Source organism: Marivita sp. S6314, assembly GCF_023015985.1.
Lineage (GTDB): Bacteria > Pseudomonadota > Alphaproteobacteria > Rhodobacterales > Rhodobacteraceae > Marivita.
In genome coordinates, this window is the sequence record NZ_JALKAO010000007.1 from 98,241 (window position 1) to 123,073 (window position 24,833).

Genomic DNA, 24,833 nt, shown 5'->3' on the forward strand with positions numbered 1-24,833 from the left:
TGCGCAGATGGCGTCTTCCAAAATTCGTGTTGGTCTGATCGGGGCCGGATATATCGCCAGTTGGCACGCAGATGCGTTGCGGGCGACCGACGATGTGGAAATCACAGCGGTTTGCGATCCGTCCGAAGCGGCGGCCAAGGCGCTGGCTGACGGGCTGGGTGTTCGGGTCTTTTCCGATGTGGCCGACCTGATCGACGCAGGCGTGTGTGATGCCGTGCATATCCTGACACCACCCCACCTTCACCATCCTCTTGCGCTGCAATGCCTGCGCGGCGGATTACATGTGCTGGTCGAAAAGCCGGTTGCGACCTCGGCGGCAGAGACCGCGGAAATGGAAGCGGTCGCGCGCGAAAATGGCGTGCGGTTTCATGCCGGGCACAATTTCATGGGGTTGCCGTCCTATGATCGGTTGAAGAGCATGCTCGACAAGGGCGCGTTGGGCCGCGTGTCGGTGGCGGAGGTGCATTGGTGCCTGCCCCTGGCCCCGTTGCGGTCCGGACCGTTTGGGATCTGGCTGCTGCGCGACCCCAAGAACCTGTTACTGGAACTTGGCCCCCACCTCATGGGGTTCATTGTTGATCTTTTTGGCGTGCCGGACGTGCAGTCTGTGCAATTGTCAAAACCGATTGACCTGCCGGGGGACGACACCCGCCACCAGGCCTGGCGCATTGTTGCGCAGGCCGGGGAGGTCGATGTCACGCTGACCATTTCGATGGTCGAAACGATTGACGACCGGTCGCTGACCCTGCGCGGATCATCCGGACGGGCGCGGTTGGATTTTGCGGCGGATACCTTGGTGGTGGAACGCGAGAACGCGTCGGATCTGGTGTTGAACCCGTTGCGGAAACAGTTGGATCTAAGCTGGCAACATCTGCGCGAAGGTCTGGGAAACACACTTACCCAAGTGGCGTCCCTGAACCGAAAATCCCCCTATGCGCTGAGCTTTCAGGGCATGAATGCCGCGATTTACGGCCCGCTGCGCAAGGACGCGGCACCCGACGCGCGGTTCTCGGGCGAAAGCGCGGTTGCGGTGATGACCGCGTTGGATCAGGCGCTGGATCTGGTGCCCGAGGGTGATCTCAAACCCGCTGCGCCCAAAGCCAAAACCCGCGATCCCAAACCGACCGCGATGGTCATCGGCGGCACCGGCTTTATCGGGCGGGCACTGACCCGTGCCTTGGTGGCCAAGGGTCAGGACGTGCGTGTGCTGAGCCGGGGTCGGTTTGGCCCGTTCCCGGACCTGCCCGATGAGGTCGAGACCGTGGGCGTGTCGCTTTACGACAAGGCAGCTCTGGTTGAGGCGATGCAGGGGATCGACGTTGTCTACAACCTTGCCCGGTCGCTGGAAGGCACATGGGAAGAGGCGCTGGAACATGATGTCGGCGTCGCGGTGCGCATCGCCGAGGCCTGTCAGGAGGCGGGGGTGAAACGTCTGGTCTATACCGGGACAATCGCCAGCTATGACATGTCGACGCCGGCACAGAAGATCACGGAAGACACGCCATTTCCCGATGATATGAGCGACCGCAACATGTATGCGCGGTCCAAGGCGGAATGCGAAAAGCGACTGATGGAGATGCATCGCCGCGATGGGCTGCCTTTGGTCATTGCGCGGCCGGGAATCGTGGTGGGTCATGGAGGGCCCTTGCAGCACTGGGGCATTGGCCGCTGGCATGGCGCGGGTGCGGTTCGGATCTGGGGCAATGGCCTGAACATCCTGCCTTTCGTGTTGATCGACGATGTGGCGGACGGGTTGATCCTGATGGCGGAACACCCGGACGCGATTGGCCAAAGCTACAACCTGATCGGGGAACCGATGCTGAGCGGTCAGGGGTATTTTGACGCGATCCACACATCCATCGGCGCACGCATTCGTGTCAGCACCGGCAACCTGACCCTGTTCTGGGCGGCGGATGCGGTGAAACATGTGTTGAAGGTATATGCGCTGCGCCGCCGGGGGCTGACGCGCCCGTCGCTGGCCGATTGGAAAAGCCGTGCGCATCTGTCGCCGTTTGTGAACACCAAACCGAAGTCTGAACTGGGGTGGACGCCAGAGGCGGATAAGGCGCGGTTTGTCGACGCCGCCATCAAACACGCCAACCTGTTTGGATTTTGACCGGCGGTGATTTGCGCGTTTTGATCAACAATCCCCTCAAATCGGACGTATTCTTGACAGATTGCGCTGCCATAGACGAGGGACGTGGATGTGTCTGCGTACAGTGTTTATGTGAGTGCGGAACGATGTCGGGATGCGGGGCTGAAAAATGACAGAGCAGCCGAAATTTCAGCGCCGGAAACGGCGTATCTCCGAGGTTGAGGCTGCGCCTCAGGCTCCGACACGCCCATCGCCACAGAGCACATCAGAGCGCGCCGCGCTTAAGGCGTTGCTGGCCGAAAAAGAAGCGTTGCTGCAGCGCAAGGCAGAGCTTGAGACACAACGTTTGCGCGCGGAAGTCGAGGCGGCGGAAGCCAAGCTCAAGACCGCCGCAGCGTCCAAATCCGCACCGCCCGCCCAAGAACCAACGGCCAAGCCCACGCCCAAATCGGCGGCGGAGCAAGAGGTTGCGGCACAGCCGAAGGTTGCCGAAACGCCCGCACCGGTGGCCGAGGTGACAGACGCACCTGCGGAACCCAAGCCAAAGCCAAAGGCCAAACCTCAGAAGCCGCTGGTGCTTGCCAAGGCGCCCGAGCCAAAGCCGTCCGCGCCGCCCCGGCACGATCCCGAAGCGGTCTGGAAGCAGATCGATCGCTTTGAACTGGACCCGAAAGGTCTGGCCCGACGCAATGTGATCACAGCGCTGCGGGACAATGCGGCCCATGCCCGGTTCGACATCTTGCGCACACGGATGTTGCAGGCGCTGGCCGAAAATGGCTGGCGGCGGGTGGCGATTACGTCGCCAACAAAGGACTGCGGCAAGACCTTTACCTCCGCCAATCTGGCCATGAGCCTGTCGCGGCAGGAGAACTGCAAGACGGTTCTGCTTGATCTGGATATGCGCAGCCCAAGCCTGCACAAGATCTTTGGCGTGACCGATCCCGGTGTCATCGGGGATCTGCTGCGCGACGAGATTGCGCCCGAACATCATCTTCAGGGCTTTGCCCCCAACGCCATTTCTGCCGGATCGCATGTGGCGATTGGGTTTAACGGGTTGGTTGAACCCTATGCGTCCGAGCTGTTGCAGGATCCGTCAACAGAGCGCGTTTTGAAAGACATCGAAACCAAGTTCGACCCGGACGTGATGCTGTTCGATCTGCCCCCCGCGTTGCTGAACGACGATGTGCTTGCAATGCGTCCGCATATCGACGCGCTGCTGATCGTTGCGGCGGGCGGCATGACCAAGGCGAGCGATATCAAGGAAACGGAACGCCGCCTGGGCGACAAGATACCGTTGCTTGGCGTTGTGCTGAACAAGGCCGAAGATGTCGAGGCCAGCGAATACGCTTATTGAGCGTTGCGTTGGGCCATATGCATGCTCGCCCATTCCGTCAGCGGTTTTGCAACAAGGGCAATCGCCCCCAGCAATAACGCCACCGCGACCCCTAACCCGAACTTGGACCCGTTGCCTTTGCCGCCTTTCTTGGGCGGCGGTGGTGTATCAAGGATCGGAACCGAGATAACAGGACGCACGCCAAGAGCCCGCTCCATCTGCGACGCGGTGCGGATCGGGGGGTTCAGCATCTCAAGCGCCAGGGCGATACCGGCGGCCATGATCACGCTTGCAACGGCACCCAGCATCGCGACCGAGCGTTTGCTGCCCGAGGTCGCATAGACCGGCGGCTCGGCCCGTTCGAGCACTTCGAAGCGGGCAAGCTGTCGTTGCTCTTCCAGGCTCTGGCTCATTTCCGCGTCGGCCTTACGGCGCGAAATGACTGTGAATTGTTCCGTCAGCTGCGCGCGTTCGCGTTCCAGCGAGATCAGTTCACGCTCGACCCCGGGCGCGCGGGCCAACAGGCCGTTGATTTCCACGATCCGGCTTTCGATCAGCGCGATCTGGTCTTCCAGGACATTGACCTGCCGCTCCAGCGCGTCCGCCCGGGTGCGGCCACTGTTGGATTCAAGGCTCAGGATCTGCTGACGCAAGGTGATGAGCGTGCCATTCAGGGTCGTCAATTCGCCCTGAAGGACCGTGATGTTGGACGGCAATACCTCTGCATTGGCGGACTTGAACTCTGCAACTGCATCTTCAGCGGCAGAGATCTCGGCCCGAATGCGCGCTTCCTCCGTGTTGAAGAAATCAAGCTCGAACCGGGCACGATCGACGCTGCGAATGCGGGCTTCTTCCATGACGCGATCCAGCACGTCATTGGCGACATCCGCCGCTTTTTGCGCATCGTTCAGGTTGACATAAATCACCATGCCCGACACCGCCTGGTTGGGCTGCCACGGTTCACCTGACATGATCGCCTCGATCAGGATCGACTGCCGCATCGCGGTGATGCGTTCATTTGGCGTCATGCTGGGATTGTCGGCAAACAGGCCGTGCTCTTCCATGATTTCGAACAGGCTGCCACGGGACATCACCCGCTGTTCGATCAGTCGGACCGTACGGCTGGCATCCAGGCTGGAGCGCGTGTCGGGCGGCGCGCCGATAGTTGAGGTGGTGCCGGTGACCTGCGCATCCTCGATCTGGACAACCGCGATGGCGCTGTAGACCGGCTCTTTGATCAGGGCGACCACGAGCGAGATCACGCAGCCAAGCAGCGTGAGCGCAACGATCAACCCTTTCCGGCGTTTCAGCGCGGACAGGACCTCTGATATTGACTGAAAATACAACATATTTTCCAGCTCCGGTCTAAGGCCCCCGCCTTACCTGCTTTGCAACAAGACCACGCTTTTGCGTCACAGACAGGTCACAATCTAGTCAAATTTGCCTTGTTTTGCCATCATTAAGGACGTCGATTCTGGAAACAGCGCGTTTCCGCCAAGCCATGTCATGGTGGGGCCACGCCGGTCACGGGCAGCGTGCTGACCACGTCCCAGACCGTCGCCTGCATCAGCTCTGCCAACGCATCGGACGGGGCATTGGCCCGACCGCCATCCGCACGCCGCAGTTGCGTCGGAAGCCCGACGGGAGAGCGGTGATAGAGCACAGCGTAATGCGTGAGAGCGACGAGATACGCCCCAAGATCGTTGATATGAATGTGGTCGAGCGTTCCGTCTTCAAGACGTGCAAACAGGTCTTCGCGCGATGACATGCCGTCAACACCGCCCATCGATTCAACGCGCCGCACCAGTTCGGCCATGACCCGGCCCGCCGGGATCACGTAGATCGGTCGGGTGTCCGGATCCTGCGCCATCGCACGTGCGATCAGCACGCCTTCCCAATAGCGCTCGGGATCGGTGTCCAGACGGGCGAGCCATCCTTGCGGATCGTTCAGATCGTGCCAGGATTCGTACAGGTACACGCGGATGTCAGGGCGACCGTCACGCGCTGCTGAGGCCCATTTGTTCAGGTAGAGCGGCGCCTCGAAGTACTCGATTGCTGCTTCGATTTCGACCATTTCGGTAAGCACAAAGGCGTCAAACGCACCGCTGGCCAGTGCCGTCTTGGCGTCCTGGTAATGGTCGTGGTCGTTTTCGGTCGCAAAGCCCTGAATTTCGATATCGGGCTCCCAATGCGCCTTAAGCGGGGTGCCCCAACCAAGTTGCGACGCGTGGGTGTGCCCGGCAAGCTGCGCCAACATCGCGGGCATGTCGCGGCCAACCAACGAATGGCCCAGATGGTATACCGACAACGGGCCGTCAGGCGGGGACAAGGGTGTCGCAAACGCCGCCGTGCGTTCGGCGACCGTCAGCGCTTTGGGGGGTTTCACGTAGATCCAGCCCGCAGCCCCAAGCGCAAGTATGGCGAGACCCGCCAAAAGGGATTTGGCCGAGATCATTATGACGCCCGCCTGCGTGCGCGCATTTCGCGGCGGCGGGACATCGCGTTTGCCCGCTGCGTTGCCCGGTCGGACGCATCCTGCGACGGCAGGCTGATCACGGTCGACGACCCCGCCCCGCGCGATAGGGCGTGCCCACCAAGTGTCGCAACGCGGTCGGACAAGGCCCCGAGGGTCGGGAACTGGAAGATGTCGGTGATCGACAGTTTCGCAATATCCAGACGGTCGCGCAAAGCGCGGTGCGTTTGCACGGCCAACAGGGAATGCCCGCCAAGATCAAAGAAATTGTCCTCTGGCCTGATTTTGTCGACGCCAAGAACTTCGGTCCAAATGCCGGCAATTCGGGATTGCAGTTCGGCGTCCGCCTTGTGCCCATCGGCTGGCGCGACCACCTTGGTTGGCTTTGGCCGCGACACGGTTTTGGTGGGCGCAGGCAAGGCGCTGCGGTCGATTTTCTGATTTGGCGTGACCGGAAACGCGTCAAGTGTCACGAAATGCGCCGGGATCATGTAGTCGGGCAACCGATCCGCCAGATGGGCGCGCAACGCTTGCGTGTCCGCATCGGTGCGGCTGGTGATATACGCCACGAGACGCACATCGCCGGGGGCGTCCTCGCGGGCCAGAACCACGGCGTTCGTGACGCCGGAAAAGGACTGGAGCGCGCTTTCAATTTCGCCCAGTTCGATGCGGAAGCCACGCAGCTTGACCTGATGATCCGTGCGGCCCAGGAAGTTCAGCTTCCCATCCGGGCGACGCTGCACCAGATCGCCGGTGCGATAGAGGCGTCCGGGGCCAAACGGGTTCGGGCGGTAACGGTCACGGGTCAGATCCGCGCGGTTCCAGTAGCCGCGCGTCACGCCGCCACCGCCAATCCACAATTCGCCGTCTTCACCGATGGCCACGGGTTCAAGCGCATCGTCCAGAACGTAAAGCTGTGTATTGGCGATGGGGGTGCCGATATTGACGGTGGCCTCATCCGCCTGGGCGCGTTCGGTTGATGACCAGATCGTTGTTTCGGTCGGGCCGTACAAGTTGGTGATCGTCGCCTGTGTCGCCTGTTCAAGATCAGCGACCAAAGCGCCGGGCAGCGCTTCGCCGCCAAGAAACAGATGTTTGAGCCCTGTCAGCTGCGCGCGTGCGTCGTCATCCATCGCGATCATGCGGGCCATTGAGGGCGTGCATTGCATGTGGGTGACATTGTGGCGGGCCAGCATTGCCGCGATCGAGAAATCCTCGTCCTCGTGATCGCGCGACGGGGCGGATTGGCGCACCACCTCGGCCAGTGGTTTCAGGCCGTCGAGCACCTGATCTGTCTCGATGCCGTAGTCGATCAGGCAGGCGATTTCGGACACGCCGATGTTCTTGAGTTGATCGACCCGATTCAACGCATCCTCAATCGTGCCGAACAGGCCCGAGTCGTTGAAGTACCGCTCGAACGCGAAGTCCAGGATGCCTTCGAGATCGTCTTCGCTCAGATCACCGAGGTTCAGTTCAAAGGCGTTTTTCACGCCTTCGGGCTTTTTGAAGGCCGGGAAGGCCCAGGCGTATTGTTTGATCAGGCCTGCGGCAGAGCGCAGATAGTCTTTCATCGGCTCGCGCGCGATGTCCCGCGCCTCTTCGCGGGTGGAGGCCAGACAGGTGTGCAGCATAAGCGTGATGGTGAAGTCATCCGGGTTGTGCCCGGCATCCCGCAGCGCGTGGCGGTAAATCCCGATCTTCTCCGCCACTTCATCGACGGATTGCCCCAACAGGTGCGTCAGCACATTGGCCCCGTTTCGCCCCGCCTCGCGCCAGGTTTCGGGGTTGCCTGCGGTTGTCACCCAGATCGGAAGGTTCCGGGACACAGGACGCGGCTGCGTGACCACCTCGTGCATCTGGCCGTCTTTGCGCGGGAACGCGACGGGTTCGCCGCGCCAGAGTTTGCGCACCTGGTCGATGGCGTCGAACATGGCCGGTTTGTTGTCGGGTGGTGTGTTTTCCGGGCGCAGTACGAAATCATCCGGCTGCCAGCCGCTGGCGATAGCAAGACCTGCCCGGCCATTGGTCAGGTTGTCAATCACCGCCCATTCTTCGGCAATGCGCGCGGGATGGTGCAGCGGAGCCACGCAACTGCCGGCACGCACGCCGATCTGGCTGGTGACCGCCGCCACTGCAGCGCCTGTGACCGACGGGTTCGGATAGGGGCCGCCAAAGGCGTGGAAATGCCGTTCCGGGGTCCAGACCGCGCAAAAGCCGTTGGCATCGGCAAATTTCGCGCCTTCCAGAAGCAGGCGGTATTTGTCACGGCCAACGCCGTCATCATTGCCCCAGTAATAGATCGAGAAGTCCATCCCATCAGAGCCGGTGCGCGCCGCCCCGCTGGAGATCACACCCCGTTGGCTGGTGCTTGGCAGGACAACCTTTATGCCGCGCGACAAGGTGTAGAACAGCTCCAGCACCGAGATATCGAAACTGAGGCTGGTCACCGCAAGCCAGGTCGCATCCTCCCTGTCAGGCACAATCGCATCCATGCCGACACAGAAATTGAGCACGTTGCCATGTTCGACCATCACCCCTTTGGGCACTCCGGTCGAGCCGGACGTGTAGATCACGTAAGCCAGATCCTCTGACGCGGTGGTCGGTTCCGGATTGGTGCTATCGGCCTGCGCCAGATGCGGGTCGTGATCCATGATCAGGGTTTTCGCGCCGGTTTCCGGCAGGTCGTCTTGTAGTGCGGATTGCGTGATCACAATCGGGGCCTGGCTGTCGGTCAGGTAGTGGTCCAACCGATCCCTGGGGTAGTCGGGATCCAGCGGCAGATACGCCCCACCGGCCTTGAGAATGCCCAGCGCTGCGGCAACCAGATCGGGGCCACGGGCGCAATGCAGGCCAACCATTATGTTTGGCCCGACGCCCATATCGCGCAGCCTGTGCGCGACGCGATTGGCGTGTTCGTTCAAAGCGGCAAAGGTGATTTCGGAGCGTTCATGCACAAGCGCGATGGCATCTGGCGTTTGCACAACTTGGGCTTCAAAGGCCTGATGCAGGGTCTTGTGTGGCGCCGGGGCGTTTTGGGTTGCGTTGAAGCGTTCCAGCACGTCCCGTCGTTCGCCGGGGGGCAGCGGATCGAGGGCGTCGGGCGTTTTGCCGTCGCCGATCTGGGAGGCCATCCAATGCACCCGATGGATGAGGATTTGCGCGAAATCCGGCGCGATGCGGCCGGTGTCGATATGGGCCACCACCGCGTTGTTCGAAAGTTCGAAGGTGATGGCGACATTCGGGATGGGGCCGACGCGGTCGGATATGCCCAGCGCCGGGGTGTGCAAGGGTGGCAGGTTCGGATCTCGCAGCGGCAGATCGGTTGCGAACCCGACCTGAATATCGGGACCGTCGCGGCGCAGATCCTCGGGCGACAGGGGCACCCATGGATTGATCACGCGGAACCCGTCATCGGGGGCGATCTGCGGGTTGGCGCAGGCCAGCACCGTGCCGGGCGCGTCAGACAATCGGTTTGCCAAAGCGGCAAGCGCCGCGCGCAGGTGCCGGGCGTCGATGGCGGTTTCGACACGATCCAGCGCGGGGGGGTTGGAGGTCAGGAACGGCAGCGTGATGGGAACGGATGCGCCCAACACACCCCGCCAATAGGCGTCGCGGGGCGCGACGCGCTGTGCGGCGTCTGAAATTGTGGTGCGGTCCTGCGCCGAGAGTGTCGGCAACACCTGCCCTAGCGAGACATGCCGCGATGGATCAAGGGGGGACCGGTCGCTGGCCCTGATCCCCGTCAGTTTCAGGGCAGCGTCCGCGAAGGCCACGGTCAGCGAGTGATCATCCACGTCAATCACCGTGCCGGGCGCCGCGCTGCTGTCCAGTCGCTGGGCCTGACCGATGTGCAAAAGTTGCTGTCCCGTCCAGATCTTGGCGGTGCACAGCGGGTTCCAGTATGGCCCGTGGTCCAAGGCGCGCACCAGCCGTTCGGCGGTGTCCGCCGGTCCTTCAAGGTGCAAAAGCCCGTTGGCATCGGGGCGGTCGGCAAGCCCGTGATAGCTGCGACGGGAGGCGTCCTGCGGTTGGCGGTTGGGCAGACCATGTGTCAGTTCGGTCAGCAGATCCGGAAAGCTGGACAGCGCGGCCTCATAGCATTTTGTGTTCAGCGTCAGGGCCGTGTCGTCCCGGGTGATGTCGATGCTGCGCTGCACCAGAATGTCACCGGTATCAACGCCCTCTTCAATCAGGTGCCAGGTGATGCCATGACGGGACTCGCCTTCGAGCAGCGCCCATACGGGCGCATTCAGGCCCGCATGTTTTGGCAGCGGTCCGTCATGGAAATTCACCGCGCCCTGCCGGCCGCATTTGATCACATCACTGGGCAAAATGTGCAGGTTGGCGATGCTCAGCACCCAATCCACCGACACCGTGCCCATGCGTGCGCCCAGATCGCGGCCATGGGGTTCAACACGAATACTGCGGGAGCTGGCCCATTTGGCAATTTCGGGATTTCCCGTCACCAGAACCGCAATGCGGTGACCCTGCGCCAGCAGCGTTTCCGCGCAGTGCTGCGTCAGGCTTTCGTCACCGATCAGGATGCTGTCAAATGCGGTCATAAATCACTCTGTCCTGGCCCGGAGATGCATCTCGGGCAGGTCCGTGTTGGTTTGGATGGATGTTTCCGGCGTGGGCCGGAACACCGCCTGAACGTCATGGCGGATCAGATCGCGCAGGAACCGGTTCGCATTGGTGTTGGGTTTGCGTTCGATCCAGCGGCGGATGCGCCAGAGAGACGTGCCGATCACGTTCATGGAGGTGGCCGCAATTGCGTAAAGGCGGCCGTAATTCTTGCTGTAGTAGTACCAGCGGCTTTCGTACCAGTAGCGCGGCGTGCGTTTCCACGTGCCCATCCCCGTCGACACCGACCCGATATGGCAGACCTTGCTGGCGCGGACGAAGTGAACCTCGTAGCCCGCGCGGTGCGCGCGCAGACACAGGTCGGTTTCTTCGAAATACAGAAAGAAGGTTTCGTCAAAGAGGCCGATTTCAGACAACACGTCCGTCCGAACCAGCATCGACGCCCCGACGATCCAGCCCACCGGGCCGGATGTTTCGGGCAGATGCAGCGGGACAACGTAGTTCTTGAGAAGCTTCGTGACGGGCCCGAACCGGATTGAGGCTTCGAATTCGGACGCGATCCCGGGAAAGCGGAAGGCGCTGCAATCATCATGGCCGTCCTGGTTGTAGATCCAGCTGCCTGCAATCGCCGCTTTGGGATGGGATGTCAGATGGTCGACAAGGGCCGCAATGGCGTTTTCCTCGACCTGCGCGTCGGGGTTGAGGATGTAAACAAACTCGGCCTTCGGGCAGATGGACCGCCCGGCACGAATGCCGAAATTGTTGCCCGCGCCGAAACCGCCGTTCCGTCCCGATTGCAGCACCTGAACGGTCAGATGGTCCGGCCACGACAGGCCCGCGACCGCGGTCTGCATGACGTCAAGCGAGTCGTCCGGGGAGTCGTTGTCCACAAGGAGGATCGCGCCGCCGAATCCCGTCATGGCAACCGCAGCCGATTGCGCAGCCTTGACCGCAAGATCCGGCGTTTTGTAATTCAAGATAACGACGACAATCTCTGTCATGCAGCTACTCCGCAGCCTCAGTGGCTTCAAAATTTATGATCTGGCCTTTGCCCTGCACTGAAGCCTCGGTCGCGACAATGACGTTGCGCAGATGGCTGGCAAGAACCCGCACATTTGGTTCCAGAACCATGCTGTCATGGTCGCCGGGCACTTCGAACACTTCGATCTGGGGGGTGTATTGGCCCCAATCGTTGTCGTCAAAAAGGTAGGCCCGTTCATGGTTGACCCACCGCCCGCCGGACACCTGCCAGGTGCCGATCAGGGGCGGCCGGAACAGAACGATCCGGCCATCCCAGCCGTCCATGTTGTACGCGGACACCGCGTGCAGGAACGCCTGTTCGATCTCTTCGTTGTGGAAGCTGTGCGCGGTTTGTGTGCCTTCGCTTGGCTGGCGTTTCTGGATTTCCCAGGCAATGCGATTGCGGAGCCAGACAAACGGATACGACAGGCCTTTCTTGCGGGTTTCTTCCCATTGAATGAGCAAGCGGTCCTTGCGGCTGAGCGGGCGGCGCTGCGGCAGAGGGGTGTCGAGCAGGACAACCATCGCGACCTCGTCCCCCATGTCGCGCAGTTGATGCGCGATTTCGTACGCCGTGATGCCGCCGCCAGAAAAGCCGCCGATGAAATAGGGGCCTTCAGGCTGCACCTGTTTCATCTCGGCAATGTAGTCGCGGGCGGCGTCCTTGATCGAGGTGTGCGGGGCTTCGTCACCGTAAAGACCCTTGGCCTGAAGGCCGAAGAACGGTCGGTCCCGGCCAATCAACTGCGCCAGATGGCGCAGGTTGAGGACGTTGCCAAACATCCCGGCCACAAGGAAGAACGGCGTTTTGGATCCGCCCTCGCCGTCATGCATCGCTACCAGGTGCTTGAACCGGCGATTGCGCTTTTTCGGCTTTGGCGCGGTGCTTTCCGAGGGGTCCGAAATCTCGGCGCGGTCTTGGATCAGGGTCGCACAGGCACGGATGGTCGGGGCCTCGAACAGGATCGAGATCGGGAAATCCACGTTGTAGGTTTTGCGGATCTTGGCAAAGAGCCGCACCGCGATCAGGGAATGGCCACCAAGGTCAAAAAAGCTGTCCTCAACGCCCACATTCTGCACGCCAAGCAGGTCTTCCCAGATGTCGACCAGCGTGCGTTCAACTTCGGTTTCCGGCGCGGCGTAATCGCCATCGAGCTGCGGACGGTCGAATTTCTGAATATCCGACGCGCTGTCGGCTGTTGCGCCTGCCTGTGCAATCAGATCGTCAAGATCAAGCGACGACACGAAGACGTGCGGTTTGTTCTGACCAAGCGCCCGCCAAAACGCCTCTGCCCCGTCGCTGGGCGGTATGCCTTGTGTCAGGTTGTGCTGAAGCCGCTCTTCGGAGGAGGACAGCGGTTGGGTGGCGCGGCTGAAATCCCGCGGTTCGAATTCAGACCCGGTGACTTTGACCGGGGCGGTCAGGACCGATGGGTCGTCCAGTTGCTTGATCGAAAAGCCTTCGATCTCCATGCAGACGGTGCCGTCGGGGGCCGCCAGGGTGATGTCGAAGGACGCTGTCGCGTCTTCGTTGCGGTTGGGGCCTGCCGACCGGACCCAGCTGACGATCCGGTCCGGAAAGCGATGACACACCCGCACAGAGGCATAGGAGACCGGAACCCAAAGCCTGTCCGAGCGGTAACCGTCGATCAGTTCCATCGCCCAGCCGGTCGCGATATCCAGAAGCGCCGGGTGGTAATGCCAGTCCTCGGGATGATCGGCTTCGGGGTTCAGCGACAGGTCTGCAATGCCTTCGCCGTCGCCGAACGCGCAGGTGTCCAGCACCTTCCAGTTGGGTCCAAAGGCCAGTTGGGTTTCCTGCGCCGCATCGAGTTTGCGCCCGTTCGACGCGGTACACAGCGGGCCGCACCGAGCGCGGATGGCCTTGATATCAAGCTTGCGCGGCTGGGCTTCGGGGATCAGGGACAGGTTGGCGGTTGCCACGGGAGCGAACCCGTCGCGGCCCGAATGCGTGCAACTGCCCAAGGCTTCGAGCGCATATCCTTCGTCTTTCCGTTTCAGCCGGACGCGAATGTCGCGATGCCCGTCCTCGGGCACATTCAGCGGGCGAAGGAAGGTCATGTCATGTACGGCAAAGGCATCACCTTCGCCCTGCCCGCGCAACGCCTGGGACGCCAGTGTCAGGTATCCGGCACCGGGGAACAGGGCGTCGCCCTGCTTGGTGCGATGCTCGTCGATAAACCAGTCCGTTGTCGCGTACCGGGCCTCAAAGATCCGGTGACCGGATGGATCGAACCCGGTCTTGTGCAGAAGCGGCAGGTTGGCATCGGTCAAAGGCTGTGGATCGCCATCGCCCAACCGGTCTGCCAAGGCGTTGGCGGCCATGCCCACGTCCGACCAGATGCCCCAATTGATGGCGACCACATGGGTGGCGTCGCCCTTGCGGGATTTGGCATAGGCGTTGAGATATTCATTGGCCGCGACATAGTCGATCTGGCCAGCGGGGGCGGTTTGCGTCGATGTGGACGAAAACAGCGCGATAAAGTCCGTGGAGCCATCGGGGAACACCTGGTCCAGCACCTTGGTCCCGTGAATCTTGGCCGAGAACACCTGTTCCACGGATGCGGTGGTTTTGGACAGGATCAACGCATCGTCCATCACGCCTGCCGCATGGATCACGCCGTCGATCCGACCCAATTCGCGCTGCGTGTTCTGCACCATGTCAGACATGTCGGTCAGGTTGCACACATCAAGCGCGCACATCCGAACGGTTGCCCCGAGGGCTTCAAGCTCTTGCACCGCGCGAATGCGTTTGACGGCCCGGTCCTGCGGCGCGTGCAGTTGCAGGTAGCGGTCCCAGACGTCGCGGTCTGGCAAGGGATCCCGCCCTGTCAGGATCAGGGTGCAGCCTTCGGCCGCCAGCGATCTGGCAATCGTCAACCCGATGCCGCCAAGACCCCCGGTGATGAGGTAGATGCCGCCAGGTTTGATCGCGAGGCGGACATCTTCGGACAAGAGGGTTTTCTGAAGCGCCTTTTCGAACCGTTTTCCGGACCGCACCGCAACGACGCAGGTGTGCGGGTCTGAAACGAGTTCTTCCAGCACCTGATCGGTCAGCCGGGTCAAACCGTCGTCGTAGTCAGCGCTTTTGGGAACGAACCAAAGCCAGGATTTTTCCGGTGGTTCTGGCACATCAAGATCAACGGAGGACACCGTCAATCCCGGAACTTCGTGCGGGATGACGCGCGCGGGTCCGGCAAGAATGGCCTTTTCCGGCGTGTTCAGGACCTCATCACCAACCGCAGCGGCATTGTTGGTAAAGACCGAGATATGGGTCGGTTTGGGCAGGGTTTCGTCCACAATCGCCTGCGCGATGAACATGAGCGAATAGAAGCCGTGTTCCTGCACGCGGTGGAAAAAGCTTGATCCCGGTCGGTGGCTTTTGTCCTTTGTCACCCCCCAGAAATGCGCGATGCGGCTTGGCACCAATCCGCGCGCCAGCATGTCGCGGAACAACAGGTCATACCCTTCGCGTCCGCGTTCCGGGGCGATGACATAGGTGGTGTCATCCAGCCGCGCATAGCTGTCGCCGGGCCAGACCTCGACCACGGCATGCCCGGCATCCCGCAAACGCGCGGCTGCGCCAGAGGCGATGCCGACATCATCCATGAACATCAGCCAGCTTTGCGGCTCTGCCGCGCCCAGGTCACGCGCCACATCCAGCGATGTGTCGGCGTATTTGGGACGCCAGGACGGCACCCATCCCCAGTTCTCGATCCCGTCCAGACGGGTCAGGAAATTCGTGGCTTCGTGCGTTTGTGGTTGGCCCGGTTCGATGAAGTAGCGGGACCGCTGGAACGCGTAGTTGGGCAATGGCACGCGATGGCGCTTTGCCTCGCCCCAGTACTGGCCCCAGTCAAAGTCACCGCCCAGCGCCCAGATCCGGCCCAGCACCTCAAGAAGGTAGCGATCATCTTCGACGTCTTCCTCGGGGTGGCGCAGGCTCGACAGAACCTGTTGCCCGGTGATCCCTTCACATTGCCGCGCGAGACCTGACAGGGCTTTTCCGGGCCCAACCTCAAGATAGATGCGGTTGAGTGCGTCGCTGAGCGTTTCAAGACACTGCGCAAACAGCACCGTCCCGCGCAGATGCGAGACCCAGTAATCGGGGCTGGTTGCCTGATCGTCGGTCATCCACGTGCCGGTTGTATTGGACGTGATCGGCAGGCGTGGTGGGTGCAGGTCGATGGACGACAAATAGGTGCGGAACCGCTCCAAAATCGGGTCCAGCATGCGCGAATGCGCGGCGATGTCGATCTGGATGCGCTGGTAGTCGATATCGCGGGCGGTAAGATCGGCCTCAAGTTTCGCAAGCGCATCGGCAGGGCCAGAGGCGACGCTGAGGCTTGGACTGTTGACCGCGCCGAGATCAAGCTCTGGCCCGAGGAGCGGGCGCAAGTCCTGTTCCGGCAAGGCCACCGAAATCATGCCGCCTTTGTCCACCGTGTCAAACAAGGTGCCGCGCAGGTGAACAAGGCCGATGCAATCCTCGAACGACATGACGCCCGCCAGACAGGCGGCGGTGTTTTCCCCCATGGAATGCCCGGCCACCGCAGCGGGCCGAATGCCCCAACTGATCCAGAGCTGCGCCAGCGCATATTCGACGATCATGATCAGCGGCAGTTGCAAAGACGGCGTGCGCAGCGCATCGGCTGCTTGCGATTCCGCATCCGCGTCCGGCATCCAAAGGGCGCGGATATCGCGATCTTCCAGCGTATCCAGATGCGCCAATCCGCGATCCATCCATTCGGCAAAGACCGGTTCCGTTTCGTACAGATCGCGCCCCATATTGACGTATTGCGCCCCGCCACCGGGGAACAGGAACACCGTATCCGGTTGCTGCAATGCGTCGTGCGAATGGACCCGGTGACCCGTTTTCTGTTCCAGCAGCTTGGCCGCTTCGACATGGTTTGACGCAACCACCACGCGCCGCTTGTCAAAGGCGCGCCGCCCTTGTTGCAGGGTCCAAGCGACATCGGCGAGCGGTTGATCGGTGTTGGCGCGCAGATGGGCGGCAAGCTGCGCCGTGTTGGCCTCGAGCGCCGCTTTGGTGCGGCCCGACACGGTCAGGATCTGGAACGGCCAGTCGCTGTCTTCGGACAACCCGCGATCCGGCGCTTCTTCGAGTACGACATGGGCATTCGTGCCGCCGACACCAAGAGAGTTCACCCCGGCCCGTCTTGGGTGATCTGATTGTTCCCACTTGGTCAGACGGTCGTTGACGCGGAAAGGCGAGGTTTCGAAATTAATCGTCGGGTTCGGTTTTTCGAAGCCCAAGCTCGGGGGCATCTGCCGGTTGTGCAACGCCATTGACGCCTTGATCAGGCTGGCCACGCCTGCGGCGGTATCAAGGTGGCCGATATTGGTTTTGACAGACCCGATGCGGCAATGCCCGATTGCATCGCTTGTTTCGGAAAACGCCTGCGTGAGGGCGGCAACCTCGATCGGGTCACCCAGGTAGGTGCCAGTGCCGTGGCATTCGACGTAATCAATGCTGTCGGCTGTGACGCCCGCGATGGCATGTGCCTCGGCGATGGCGGTGGCCTGCCCGTCCACGGACGGGGCCAGATAACCGGCCTTGGCGGCACCGTCATTGTTCACCGCGCTGCCCTTGATCACGGCCCAGATGTGATCTCCGTCGGCAAGCGCATCCTCAAGCCGGCGCAGCACAACCGCACCGGCGCCAGAGCCGAAGACCGTGCCTTGCGCCCGGTGATCAAAGGCATGGCATTGCCCGTCAGGTGACAGGATTTCGTTCTCTTTGTAGAGATATCCGCGCCCCTGCGGCAGTTCGATGGTGACCCCACCGGCCAGCGCCATGTCGCATTCGCCATTCAGCAGCGACTGACAGGCGTAATGGGTCGCCACCAGGGAGGTGGAGCAGGCCGTCTGAACGCTGATCGACGGGCCATCAAGATCGAAGATGTGGCTGACCCGCGTGGTCAGGAAGTCCTTGTCATTGCCGGTATGCCGCAACAGGAACATCCCGGTGTTGTCGACCAGATCGGGGTTCGAACACAGGTTGAAATAGAAATAGCTGCCCATCCCGCAGCCGCCGAAAACGCCGATGCGCCCGTCGACCCGTTCCGGCATGTGACCCGCGTTTTCCAACGCCTCCCACGCGCATTCCAGGAACTTGCGGTGCTGCGGATCCATGATCGCCGCGTCTTTGGGTGACAATCCAAAGAACTCGGCATCGAAGTGATCGAACCCGTCAAGCGGTGCGGCAAAAGGGACGTAATCGCGGTGGCGCAACAGACCGGGCGGCACGCCTGCCGCGATCAGGTCGTCCTCGTCCAGACGCCGGATCGAAGACACCCCGTCGCGCAGGTTGCGCCAGTATTCTGCCAGAGTGGCCGCGCCGGGCAAATGCGCCGACATACCAACAATCGCAATGTCGCTCTCCGAAATCAAAGGAGACGCGGTTGCTTCGTGAACCATACTCGTACCTATTCCCTTGATGGAGGTAGTATCTCACAAATATGATGAAACTTGGGCGATTTTTTCGTTTCCGGTCGCGGTTTCCGATGCCCTTTGCGACAGCGCTACAGCGCCGCCAACTCTGTCACGGCCCCTGCGTTCAACCAGAGCGCACCGGTAATGATCAGGGCCCCGATAATGGCGTAGACAAGATCGTGCTTGGGATCCCATGCCCCCACCTTACGCGCCAGCCAGACAACAAATGGGTACGCCGCCAGACCTGCAACACCTTGCCCCACCAAAGCCCCCACCAGCCCGGCCGTGACCAGCCCAATGTACAGACACCCCAAGGTCAGGATCGCGCGGGCTGCGGACAGCACAAAGAACCTGCGCGAATCCCCTGCCGCAAGCGCGGCCTGTTCGTAGGTCAGCACGATCATGTGCGGGATCTGCATGGCCGCGATCAGCACAACCACGGCCCCGGCCATTTCGTAGCGCGGATCGTAGAGCAACGTGATCAGGAACACCCCTGCCGCCGATACAAACCCGGTCAGGCCGACCATGGCACCGGTCAGCAGAAATCGCATTTTCTGCAGCTTGCGAAAGTTTTCGACACTCTCTGCCGGGGGGCGTTCGCGATAAAGCGGGATCAATACTTTGCGTGTCAGGACGCCACCCATCAAAAGCGGAAAGCTCGCCAGGAAGAAGCCGATGTTGTAGATGCCGAACTGATCGAGCGGGAGAAACTTGCTGAGAAACAGCTTGTCCCCCTGCATATAGAGAAAGCCGCAGATCGTGCTGAGAAAGATCCACTTTCCAAATCCGATCAATTCGCCCGCGGCTGCGCGTTCCCAACGAAACCGATTGCGGGCCCCCGGCAGAAACGTGCTGTACAGCACCAGCTGGATCAGCGCCCATGCGATCCCGCTGATCACCAGCGCCCAGACCGACTGCATGTACCAGGCCAGCCCGACGGCAATGGCGATCATGCCCGCCTGGCTGATCAATTCCAGCAGCGTGAGCCGCCCCAGCAACAGGTGGCGATTGGCGGTGTCCATGCGCGTCGGATTGAAGCCCGCGATCAGTAGGTTCAGACCGGCGAACGGTATGATCCATGCCAGCAGCGGTTCTTCGTAAAACGCGGCAAGCGGCAGAGCCATACCGCAGGCAAACAACCAGAGCAGGGCACCGCGGATCACCTGGATCGTCCAGGCCGTATCCAGAAAGTCCTGATCGTCACCGCGCTTGGATTGCATGATCGACGGGCTGACACCAACATCCGAGAACATGGCCAAGCCTTGAAGGATCACCGCAACGAGGGCCATCAATCCAAACGCTTCGGGAAACAAAAGGCGGGTCAGAATAAGGTTGGACCCCAACCGCAACGCCTGCGCCGCGACGTAGCCCCCCATCGTGAATGCCGAGCTGCGCATGAAGCGCGCGTTCAGCGATCCTCCGAGAAAGCGCGTTTTGAGCGCCTGTATCACCGGCCCCTGCTCCATTCCGGGGTCTTGGCGGGCGACAGCCGGACAGCCAGCGCGACGCCGCTATAGGCGGCAAATCCCAGCGGATCCCGAAGCGCGAGCTTCAGCTTGTCCCGTGTCGGGAAACTTGGTTTGTCGTCGTTCTTCATCAGGTCCGGATACAGTTTGTGGATCTCGTCGACACCCGCATTTTGCCTGCGGCGCACCCGGACAAGATTGCGCCATCCCTCCACCAGAGGCCACCGATACGGTGCGTCAACCGCAACCCGTTCGTGCGGCGCAAAACTCAGTCGGACAAACGTATCGTCGGAAATGATGTCCGGAAACGCTCCCCATCGCAGCCGACCCGCAGCGTTGACGGCAAACAGGCCAGCGCCGGGCACGCCGGTTTTCATGAAAGGCACCTGCGCGTAGATGCGTGCATAGGCCCGGGTTATCCAGCTTGACGACGGCGCAAGTTCGAGCGTGCCACTGGCATAGCGCGCCTGCGGCACATCGAGCGCATGAAACAGATCGCTCAGAAGATCGCGGGTCAGTTCCACATCGGCATCAAGATACACCCGAATGGCCCCCCGCGCGATTGCGTCACCCGCGTTGAGCGCCCCCAGCTTGCCACCCTCGGGCCGATCCAGCACGCGCAGCGCCCATCCTTTTTCGGCAAACGCAGAGGTGTAGTCTAACGCTTTGGAGGTGGTTTGGTCGGTGCTGCCGTTCGAAATCACAAGGATTTCGACGGTCTCGGGCCGGGACCAGGCGCTGTTCAGAACCGTGTCGAGGCATGTCCCGATCAGGGCTTCCTCGTTCGAGGCGGGGATGAGCACGCTCATCGCGGGGAGGTGTGCCTCAGCTGAGTCAGAACCGGTGCGGGCCATGCGGGATCCGATATATACCTTGGGAACGTTTACTGTACGACGCCGTGCGGGTGCCATGAAATCGTGGCAATTTTAAGGATTGCGCGCCGAAAACGCGCCTATTCGACCGGCTTTTCCTGTGTCATGCGCAACGCCTCCCACCTGGGGTTTTGATCTTCCAGATGGCGCAAAGCACCCCAACTGCCCCATTTACTGGGGGCGGCGACATCCACAAACGCGTTGAACGGCCCGCCCCCAAGATCGCGCCATGCCGACACAGCCTCGGAATACAGCGCACCCATGTCGTCAGAATAGTTGAAGGCGATCAGGAACTGCGACAGTCGTTCATCCTCGACCGCTTCGCCCAATGGCGCAGCATGTGTGCCACCCTCGTACATCAGCAAGTCCAGCCCGGCCGCCCGCGCCGCATCCGCGTGATACGGCCAGAACACTTCGATCATTTCGCGCAACGATCCGCGCCGGACAATCTCAGCCGCAATCGGGATCGCCACGGTGAACCGGTTTTCTGCAACATAAGCCCGCAGCGCCGCACGCGATAATCCTGCCTCTTGCCCGCGTTTCAGGGCATCGGCTTCTGCGCTGTTCAACGCGTTGGCCAATGTCGTTGACACACCAAGCTCATGCCCGAAATATCCGGTGACCGCATAAGCGTCGAAGCTATCCAGCGGCTTACTGCCAAGCGCCGCCTGCGCCGATGCTCCGAACAAGCTGGATTTTTCAAGCTCTGGCCAACCGGTATGCACCGACAGGATACGCTTTAGGCGCGCCTCCGATGACGCCCCGAAGACGTCAGACCAGATCTGCATGACCTGCGCTGCGCGCAAACCGTAAAATTGCATCCAGCCATCACCCAGATCACCCCACCGCGATTCTGCCTGCGTGCGGGCCCAATGCGCCTGTTCGAAAATGAAATTCCACATCTCATTGGAATATTCGACATGCGCGACACGGTCGGCAGACAATTCCTGATGCACGTAGTCTGCAAAGGTCTTGATCAACTCGTCATTGGCTAGATGCGGCATCGTAAACCACGGGTCCGCCCCCAACTGGTTCGACAGCGCAACCATGTCGGACAGTGGCACACCGCGCCATGCGTAGGAAAAATCGTCGGACTTGGGCAGGTCAGACCATGACACGATCTGCGAGTCGTTGGTCATCATCCAATCCATAAAGCGAAGGCTGTGCACCGCGCCCAGCCGTGCCAACCAGTTCGGATTGTACACCTGCCCCGATTGGAAAGCCTCCAACTGGTCTTCTTTGACCACCCGGATGTTCCGAATTGGGTTCTGTGAGTCCGTTTCCTTGATCGAAATGGTGACCGAGCCCTCTCCGGGTCTGTACTGGAAAACCCACTGCCCCGGTTCTTTGCGGACCACGCGACCTCGTTCCGAGATGCCGATATCCCCATCCCCGTCGAACAGCAGGTGATAGCGTCCGGCAAGGCTCATCGCCGTTTCGGGCTGGTCAGTGAGAATACGGGTCTCCAGGCGCACCACTTCATTTGGCAGAGCAAGCGGCCAGCCCTGTTGATCCAGAAAACCGTCGGCCATGAGATCTTGGAAACTCCACCCGCCCCACGTATCGGGCAGATGCCCGATCCAGGGGCGCGACGTTTTCATCAGATCGATAAACGGATGCTGCGTTGACCAGTCGGAAATTGCGTTCAAACCAAACGCAATTCCAGGCCGCGCCGCGCTTTGCTGCGCCTGCGTTGTCATCGGCGCTGCCAACAGGACGAGCAGCAGAAACGACGCACAAATGCGCAAAATTATGTGGTGTACAAAGCGGGTCATCCTTAACTGATTAACACAGCCAGTTTCCAACATCTTCAAAGATCTGCGGCTACCGTTGCGCATCATTCGCAAAGCGCGCGCTCAAGCTTTTTCGCAACGCCTCTGTCGTCGCAAGTTGCGCACCTGCCGCCGCAACGGATACCGCGATCTCGGCCTGCGATCGCGTCGAGTCTGCTTCAGAGCCTGATGGCTGCGTGCTATTGGATTGAACTGCATCAGGCGCTGCCGTCGCCGTCTGGTTGGGTTCTGACGTGCGCATTGCAGCAATCGGCGGGGTTGGCGCGTCTTCGCGTGTCGACTTAGCGCTGTCCTCGGCCATGGCGCTCGGTGCTTTCGTGACTTCGTTATTTGGATGACGGTCTAGAAATGCCTGCGCATGTTGATGAAATCCCGCGTCTTCAAGCCGGGTGTGGACCGCGGCAATAACCTCTGGTTCAACAGCCACGTCCAGATCAGGCATCTTCTCAACCGCAATTTGCAAAAGCGTTGTCGCGTCAGCGCTGTTCGCAATTTCCATTAAGGATCGATTGACGAATTTGCGTTTTTCGACAGGTGAAAGATCTGGCATGTCGCCAACCGCCGCAAGCGCATCGAAGTAACGGCCCGCCGCCAAGTAGGCTTCTTGCGCCGCACGCCAGCTTTCGACCGCGTGATCCGTGCCTTTGAACACCCGAGCCAAGGCGGCTGCATCATCGGGTTGGGTAACGTCGGACGCCGTGTCGACAGATGAATCGCTTGGGTCTTCAGGTCCGGGAGACATCTTCATTTCGAGTCTTCGATGGGATTCCAGATCTTCATAAATGGCGAAATCATTTTTGCTACTGACCTTAACAAGCCTTGGATACAGTTCGAGTTGCCAGCCCAAAGGCAACGCAGCGATCGTCTCAATAAGCGTCATGACATCTTGCCGCGTCAAAGCTGCGAAGTTACGCCGCGAGGCCGTTGCGACAACTGCTTCGGACAGTGGTGTACATGCTCTAAGGGCGCTCTCTTCACTTGCTACCGCATCGTGAGTGAGCGCATCCATCAATCGCTTGAAGTTATCGGTTTCCGGGTATTCTAAAAGCGCGCTCTGAAGCGCCAAAACATCTCCAGACTCGATCACGTGATGTGACAGAGTTTCCTGGTCGCCTTCATTCGCAAGGTCAGTCTCAAGCAGACTCGATGATTGGCTCATCACCAACACGACATCCGTTTTTGGTGTCTTGGTCAGTGCAGACCAAATGATGTCTTCGAGTTTGCACTCCTCGACCGCGGTTTGCTCTTGTTGATCCTCGGCGGCATCACCTGCCTCTTTGGGAGGTTTCGAAAACGGCGGACCCTTCTGCACGTCCACAAGCGGACCCGCAACGGTATTCAAGGGATACCGATCAAAAGACGCGACCGCGTCTTTTATGAGTTTCGAGGCTTCAGATCGGCGAAGCATTTCAGAGCGGATCGGTGCCTCGATGAGGGCCGCGCTTGCTGTACGATTGATGCTCTCTATGGGCTTCGTCTCCTGACCTGGGTCGGCGTCGAAGATATCAACCACGAGAAGCGTTTGATCGACTATCCTGGCATCAACGCGACAGTCACAAAGCAACTCAAGAGAAACTTTCTGATTACTCGCCGTTACCGCACCCAATCTGTGCCCATATAACCTTTCTTGAAGCCTGCTCGTATCTAAATCAACAATTTGGTTATTTACCTCAACTTGAACCAATCTATTTTTGACAACCGCAACATCAAGAATTTCAATTTTGGCGTCAAACTGTAGCGTTGCTCGTGTGAAGGTTCCATGCTCACCGCCGCGCGCAATTGCGTTCACAGCCCAGCCCGATGTTGGGATCAGGACAAAAAGCACGGCAAAAATGGAAAAAGCGTTCATATCACTTCAGCGCTCGGATCGCCTCATCAAGCTCTGAAAAGCTGGGTCGAAATTCATGGGGGATGCCCTGACGCGCGACTTCAAGGCACATTTTCGGCGGATGATTGTGAAGATGCGATAGCAGTATCTCTTTAATTGCAAGGTAGAAATTCAGATCATCATCTGCAGCGGCCTTAACCTTGGCGGCAAACGGGGCAACAAGGCAGTAAGCAAGAAAAACGCCAAGAAACGTTCCCACAAGCGCCCCGCCAATGAGTTTGCCAAGAACCTCGGGAGGTTGATCGATTGAGCCCATCGTCTTAATGACACCAAGCACGGCTGCAACAATTCCGAGGGCCGGCAGTCCGTCCGCAATGCTTTGCAAACCGTGCACGGACACATGACGATGGTGTTTTGTATCGTCAACTTTCTTTGATAATAGCTCTTCAACCTGGTTCGGATCATCATAGTTCATTGTTGTTGACCGTAATGTGTCGCAGATTGCATCAATTGCTGCGTGATCCTGTTGCAACTTGGGGAATTGACTGAATATCTCCGACTCTTTTGGATTCTCGATATGTTCTTCCAAAGCTACTGGATTTTTCCTTGCTATCGAAATAACCTGATACATTACCGTCAAAAGGTTACTGTAGTCGGCTGGTTTCCAATAACTCCCTTTGAAAACCATCATTGTATCCTTCAGCGTTTGCTTTAGGGAGTTGGTGGAATTCCCAACGGCGAAGGCTCCAATCGCCGCGCCACCAATCATCATTATTTCAAAAGGCAAAGACTTTAGAATGATCCCAAGCTTGCCACCAGCAAGCAGGTATCCACCAAAAACCATACCAAAGGTGAATACTATTCCGAATATTGCGATCATGTTACCCGATCC

The 24,833-nt window shown here is 60.2% G+C and carries 12 protein-coding genes; 2 read left to right on the plus strand and 10 right to left on the minus strand.

All coding sequences use genetic code 11. The features are described 5' to 3' along the window. Positions 1-7: 7 nt before the first annotated feature. Together MWU54_RS16750 and MWU54_RS16755 are read left to right on the plus strand one after the other, a co-directional pair. Entirely contained in the window at positions 8-2,116 is a 2,109-nt protein-coding gene (locus tag MWU54_RS16750) for an NAD-dependent epimerase/dehydratase family protein (RefSeq protein ID WP_247086036.1), read from the plus strand. 148 nt (positions 2,117-2,264) lie between these two features. After that, positions 2,265-3,449, plus strand: coding sequence for a P-loop NTPase (locus tag MWU54_RS16755; protein WP_247086039.1), 1,185 nt, complete (start codon positions 2,265-2,267; stop codon positions 3,447-3,449). On the opposite strand, the gene MWU54_RS16760 is transcribed toward MWU54_RS16755, so the two are convergent. The 10 genes from MWU54_RS16760 to motA all read right to left on the minus strand — a co-directional run bounded on the left by MWU54_RS16760 (position 3,443) and on the right by motA (position 24,821). Then, positions 3,443-4,777 carry a Wzz/FepE/Etk N-terminal domain-containing protein gene (locus tag MWU54_RS16760; protein WP_247086042.1) on the minus strand — a complete coding sequence of 445 codons (1,335 nt, stop codon included), beginning with the start codon at positions 4,775-4,777 and terminating at the stop codon, positions 3,443-3,445. The two genes, MWU54_RS16755 and MWU54_RS16760, sit on opposite strands and share 7 nt — an antisense overlap. A gap of 155 nt (positions 4,778-4,932) precedes the next feature. Further along, on the minus strand, positions 4,933-5,883 hold the full coding sequence (locus tag MWU54_RS16765; protein ID WP_247086044.1) for a hypothetical protein: 951 nt from the start codon (positions 5,881-5,883) through the stop codon (positions 4,933-4,935). Continuing rightward, positions 5,883-10,463 (minus strand): MupA/Atu3671 family FMN-dependent luciferase-like monooxygenase, encoded by a 4,581-nt coding sequence (locus tag MWU54_RS16770; protein WP_247086047.1) that lies wholly within the window; start codon positions 10,461-10,463, stop codon positions 5,883-5,885. The genes MWU54_RS16765 and MWU54_RS16770 overlap by 1 nt, the downstream gene beginning before the upstream one ends. A gap of 3 nt (positions 10,464-10,466) precedes the next feature. After that, the gene (locus MWU54_RS16775) at positions 10,467-11,486 is read right to left on the minus strand and encodes a glycosyltransferase family 2 protein (protein WP_247086049.1); all 1,020 of its coding nucleotides are present in this window, start codon (positions 11,484-11,486) and stop codon (positions 10,467-10,469) included. 4 nt (positions 11,487-11,490) lie between these two features. Next, a complete protein-coding gene (locus MWU54_RS16780; RefSeq protein ID WP_247086052.1) occupies positions 11,491-17,967 on the minus strand; it encodes a type I polyketide synthase in 6,477 nt (2,158 codons plus the stop codon). 104 nt (positions 17,968-18,071) lie between these two features. Next, a complete protein-coding gene (locus MWU54_RS16785) occupies positions 18,072-19,448 on the minus strand; it encodes an oligosaccharide flippase family protein (protein WP_247086054.1) in 1,377 nt (458 codons plus the stop codon). Continuing rightward, the gene (locus MWU54_RS16790) at positions 19,430-20,257 is read right to left on the minus strand and encodes a glycosyltransferase (RefSeq protein WP_247086057.1); all 828 of its coding nucleotides are present in this window, start codon (positions 20,255-20,257) and stop codon (positions 19,430-19,432) included. Before MWU54_RS16790 ends, MWU54_RS16785 begins: the two co-directional genes overlap by 19 nt. Before the next feature lie 143 nt (positions 20,258-20,400). Then, on the minus strand, positions 20,401-22,020 hold the full coding sequence (locus MWU54_RS16795; protein WP_247086060.1) for a hypothetical protein: 1,620 nt from the start codon (positions 22,018-22,020) through the stop codon (positions 20,401-20,403). Between the two features lie 124 nt (positions 22,021-22,144). Further along, positions 22,145-23,962: a hypothetical protein gene (locus MWU54_RS16800; RefSeq protein WP_247086062.1), complete on the minus strand. Its 1,818-nt coding sequence runs from the start codon at positions 23,960-23,962 to the stop codon at positions 22,145-22,147. A gap of 1 nt (position 23,963) precedes the next feature. Then, positions 23,964-24,821, minus strand: coding sequence for a flagellar motor stator protein MotA (gene motA / locus MWU54_RS16805; RefSeq protein ID WP_247086063.1), 858 nt, complete (start codon positions 24,819-24,821; stop codon positions 23,964-23,966). Between the last annotated feature and the right edge of the window lie 12 nt (positions 24,822-24,833).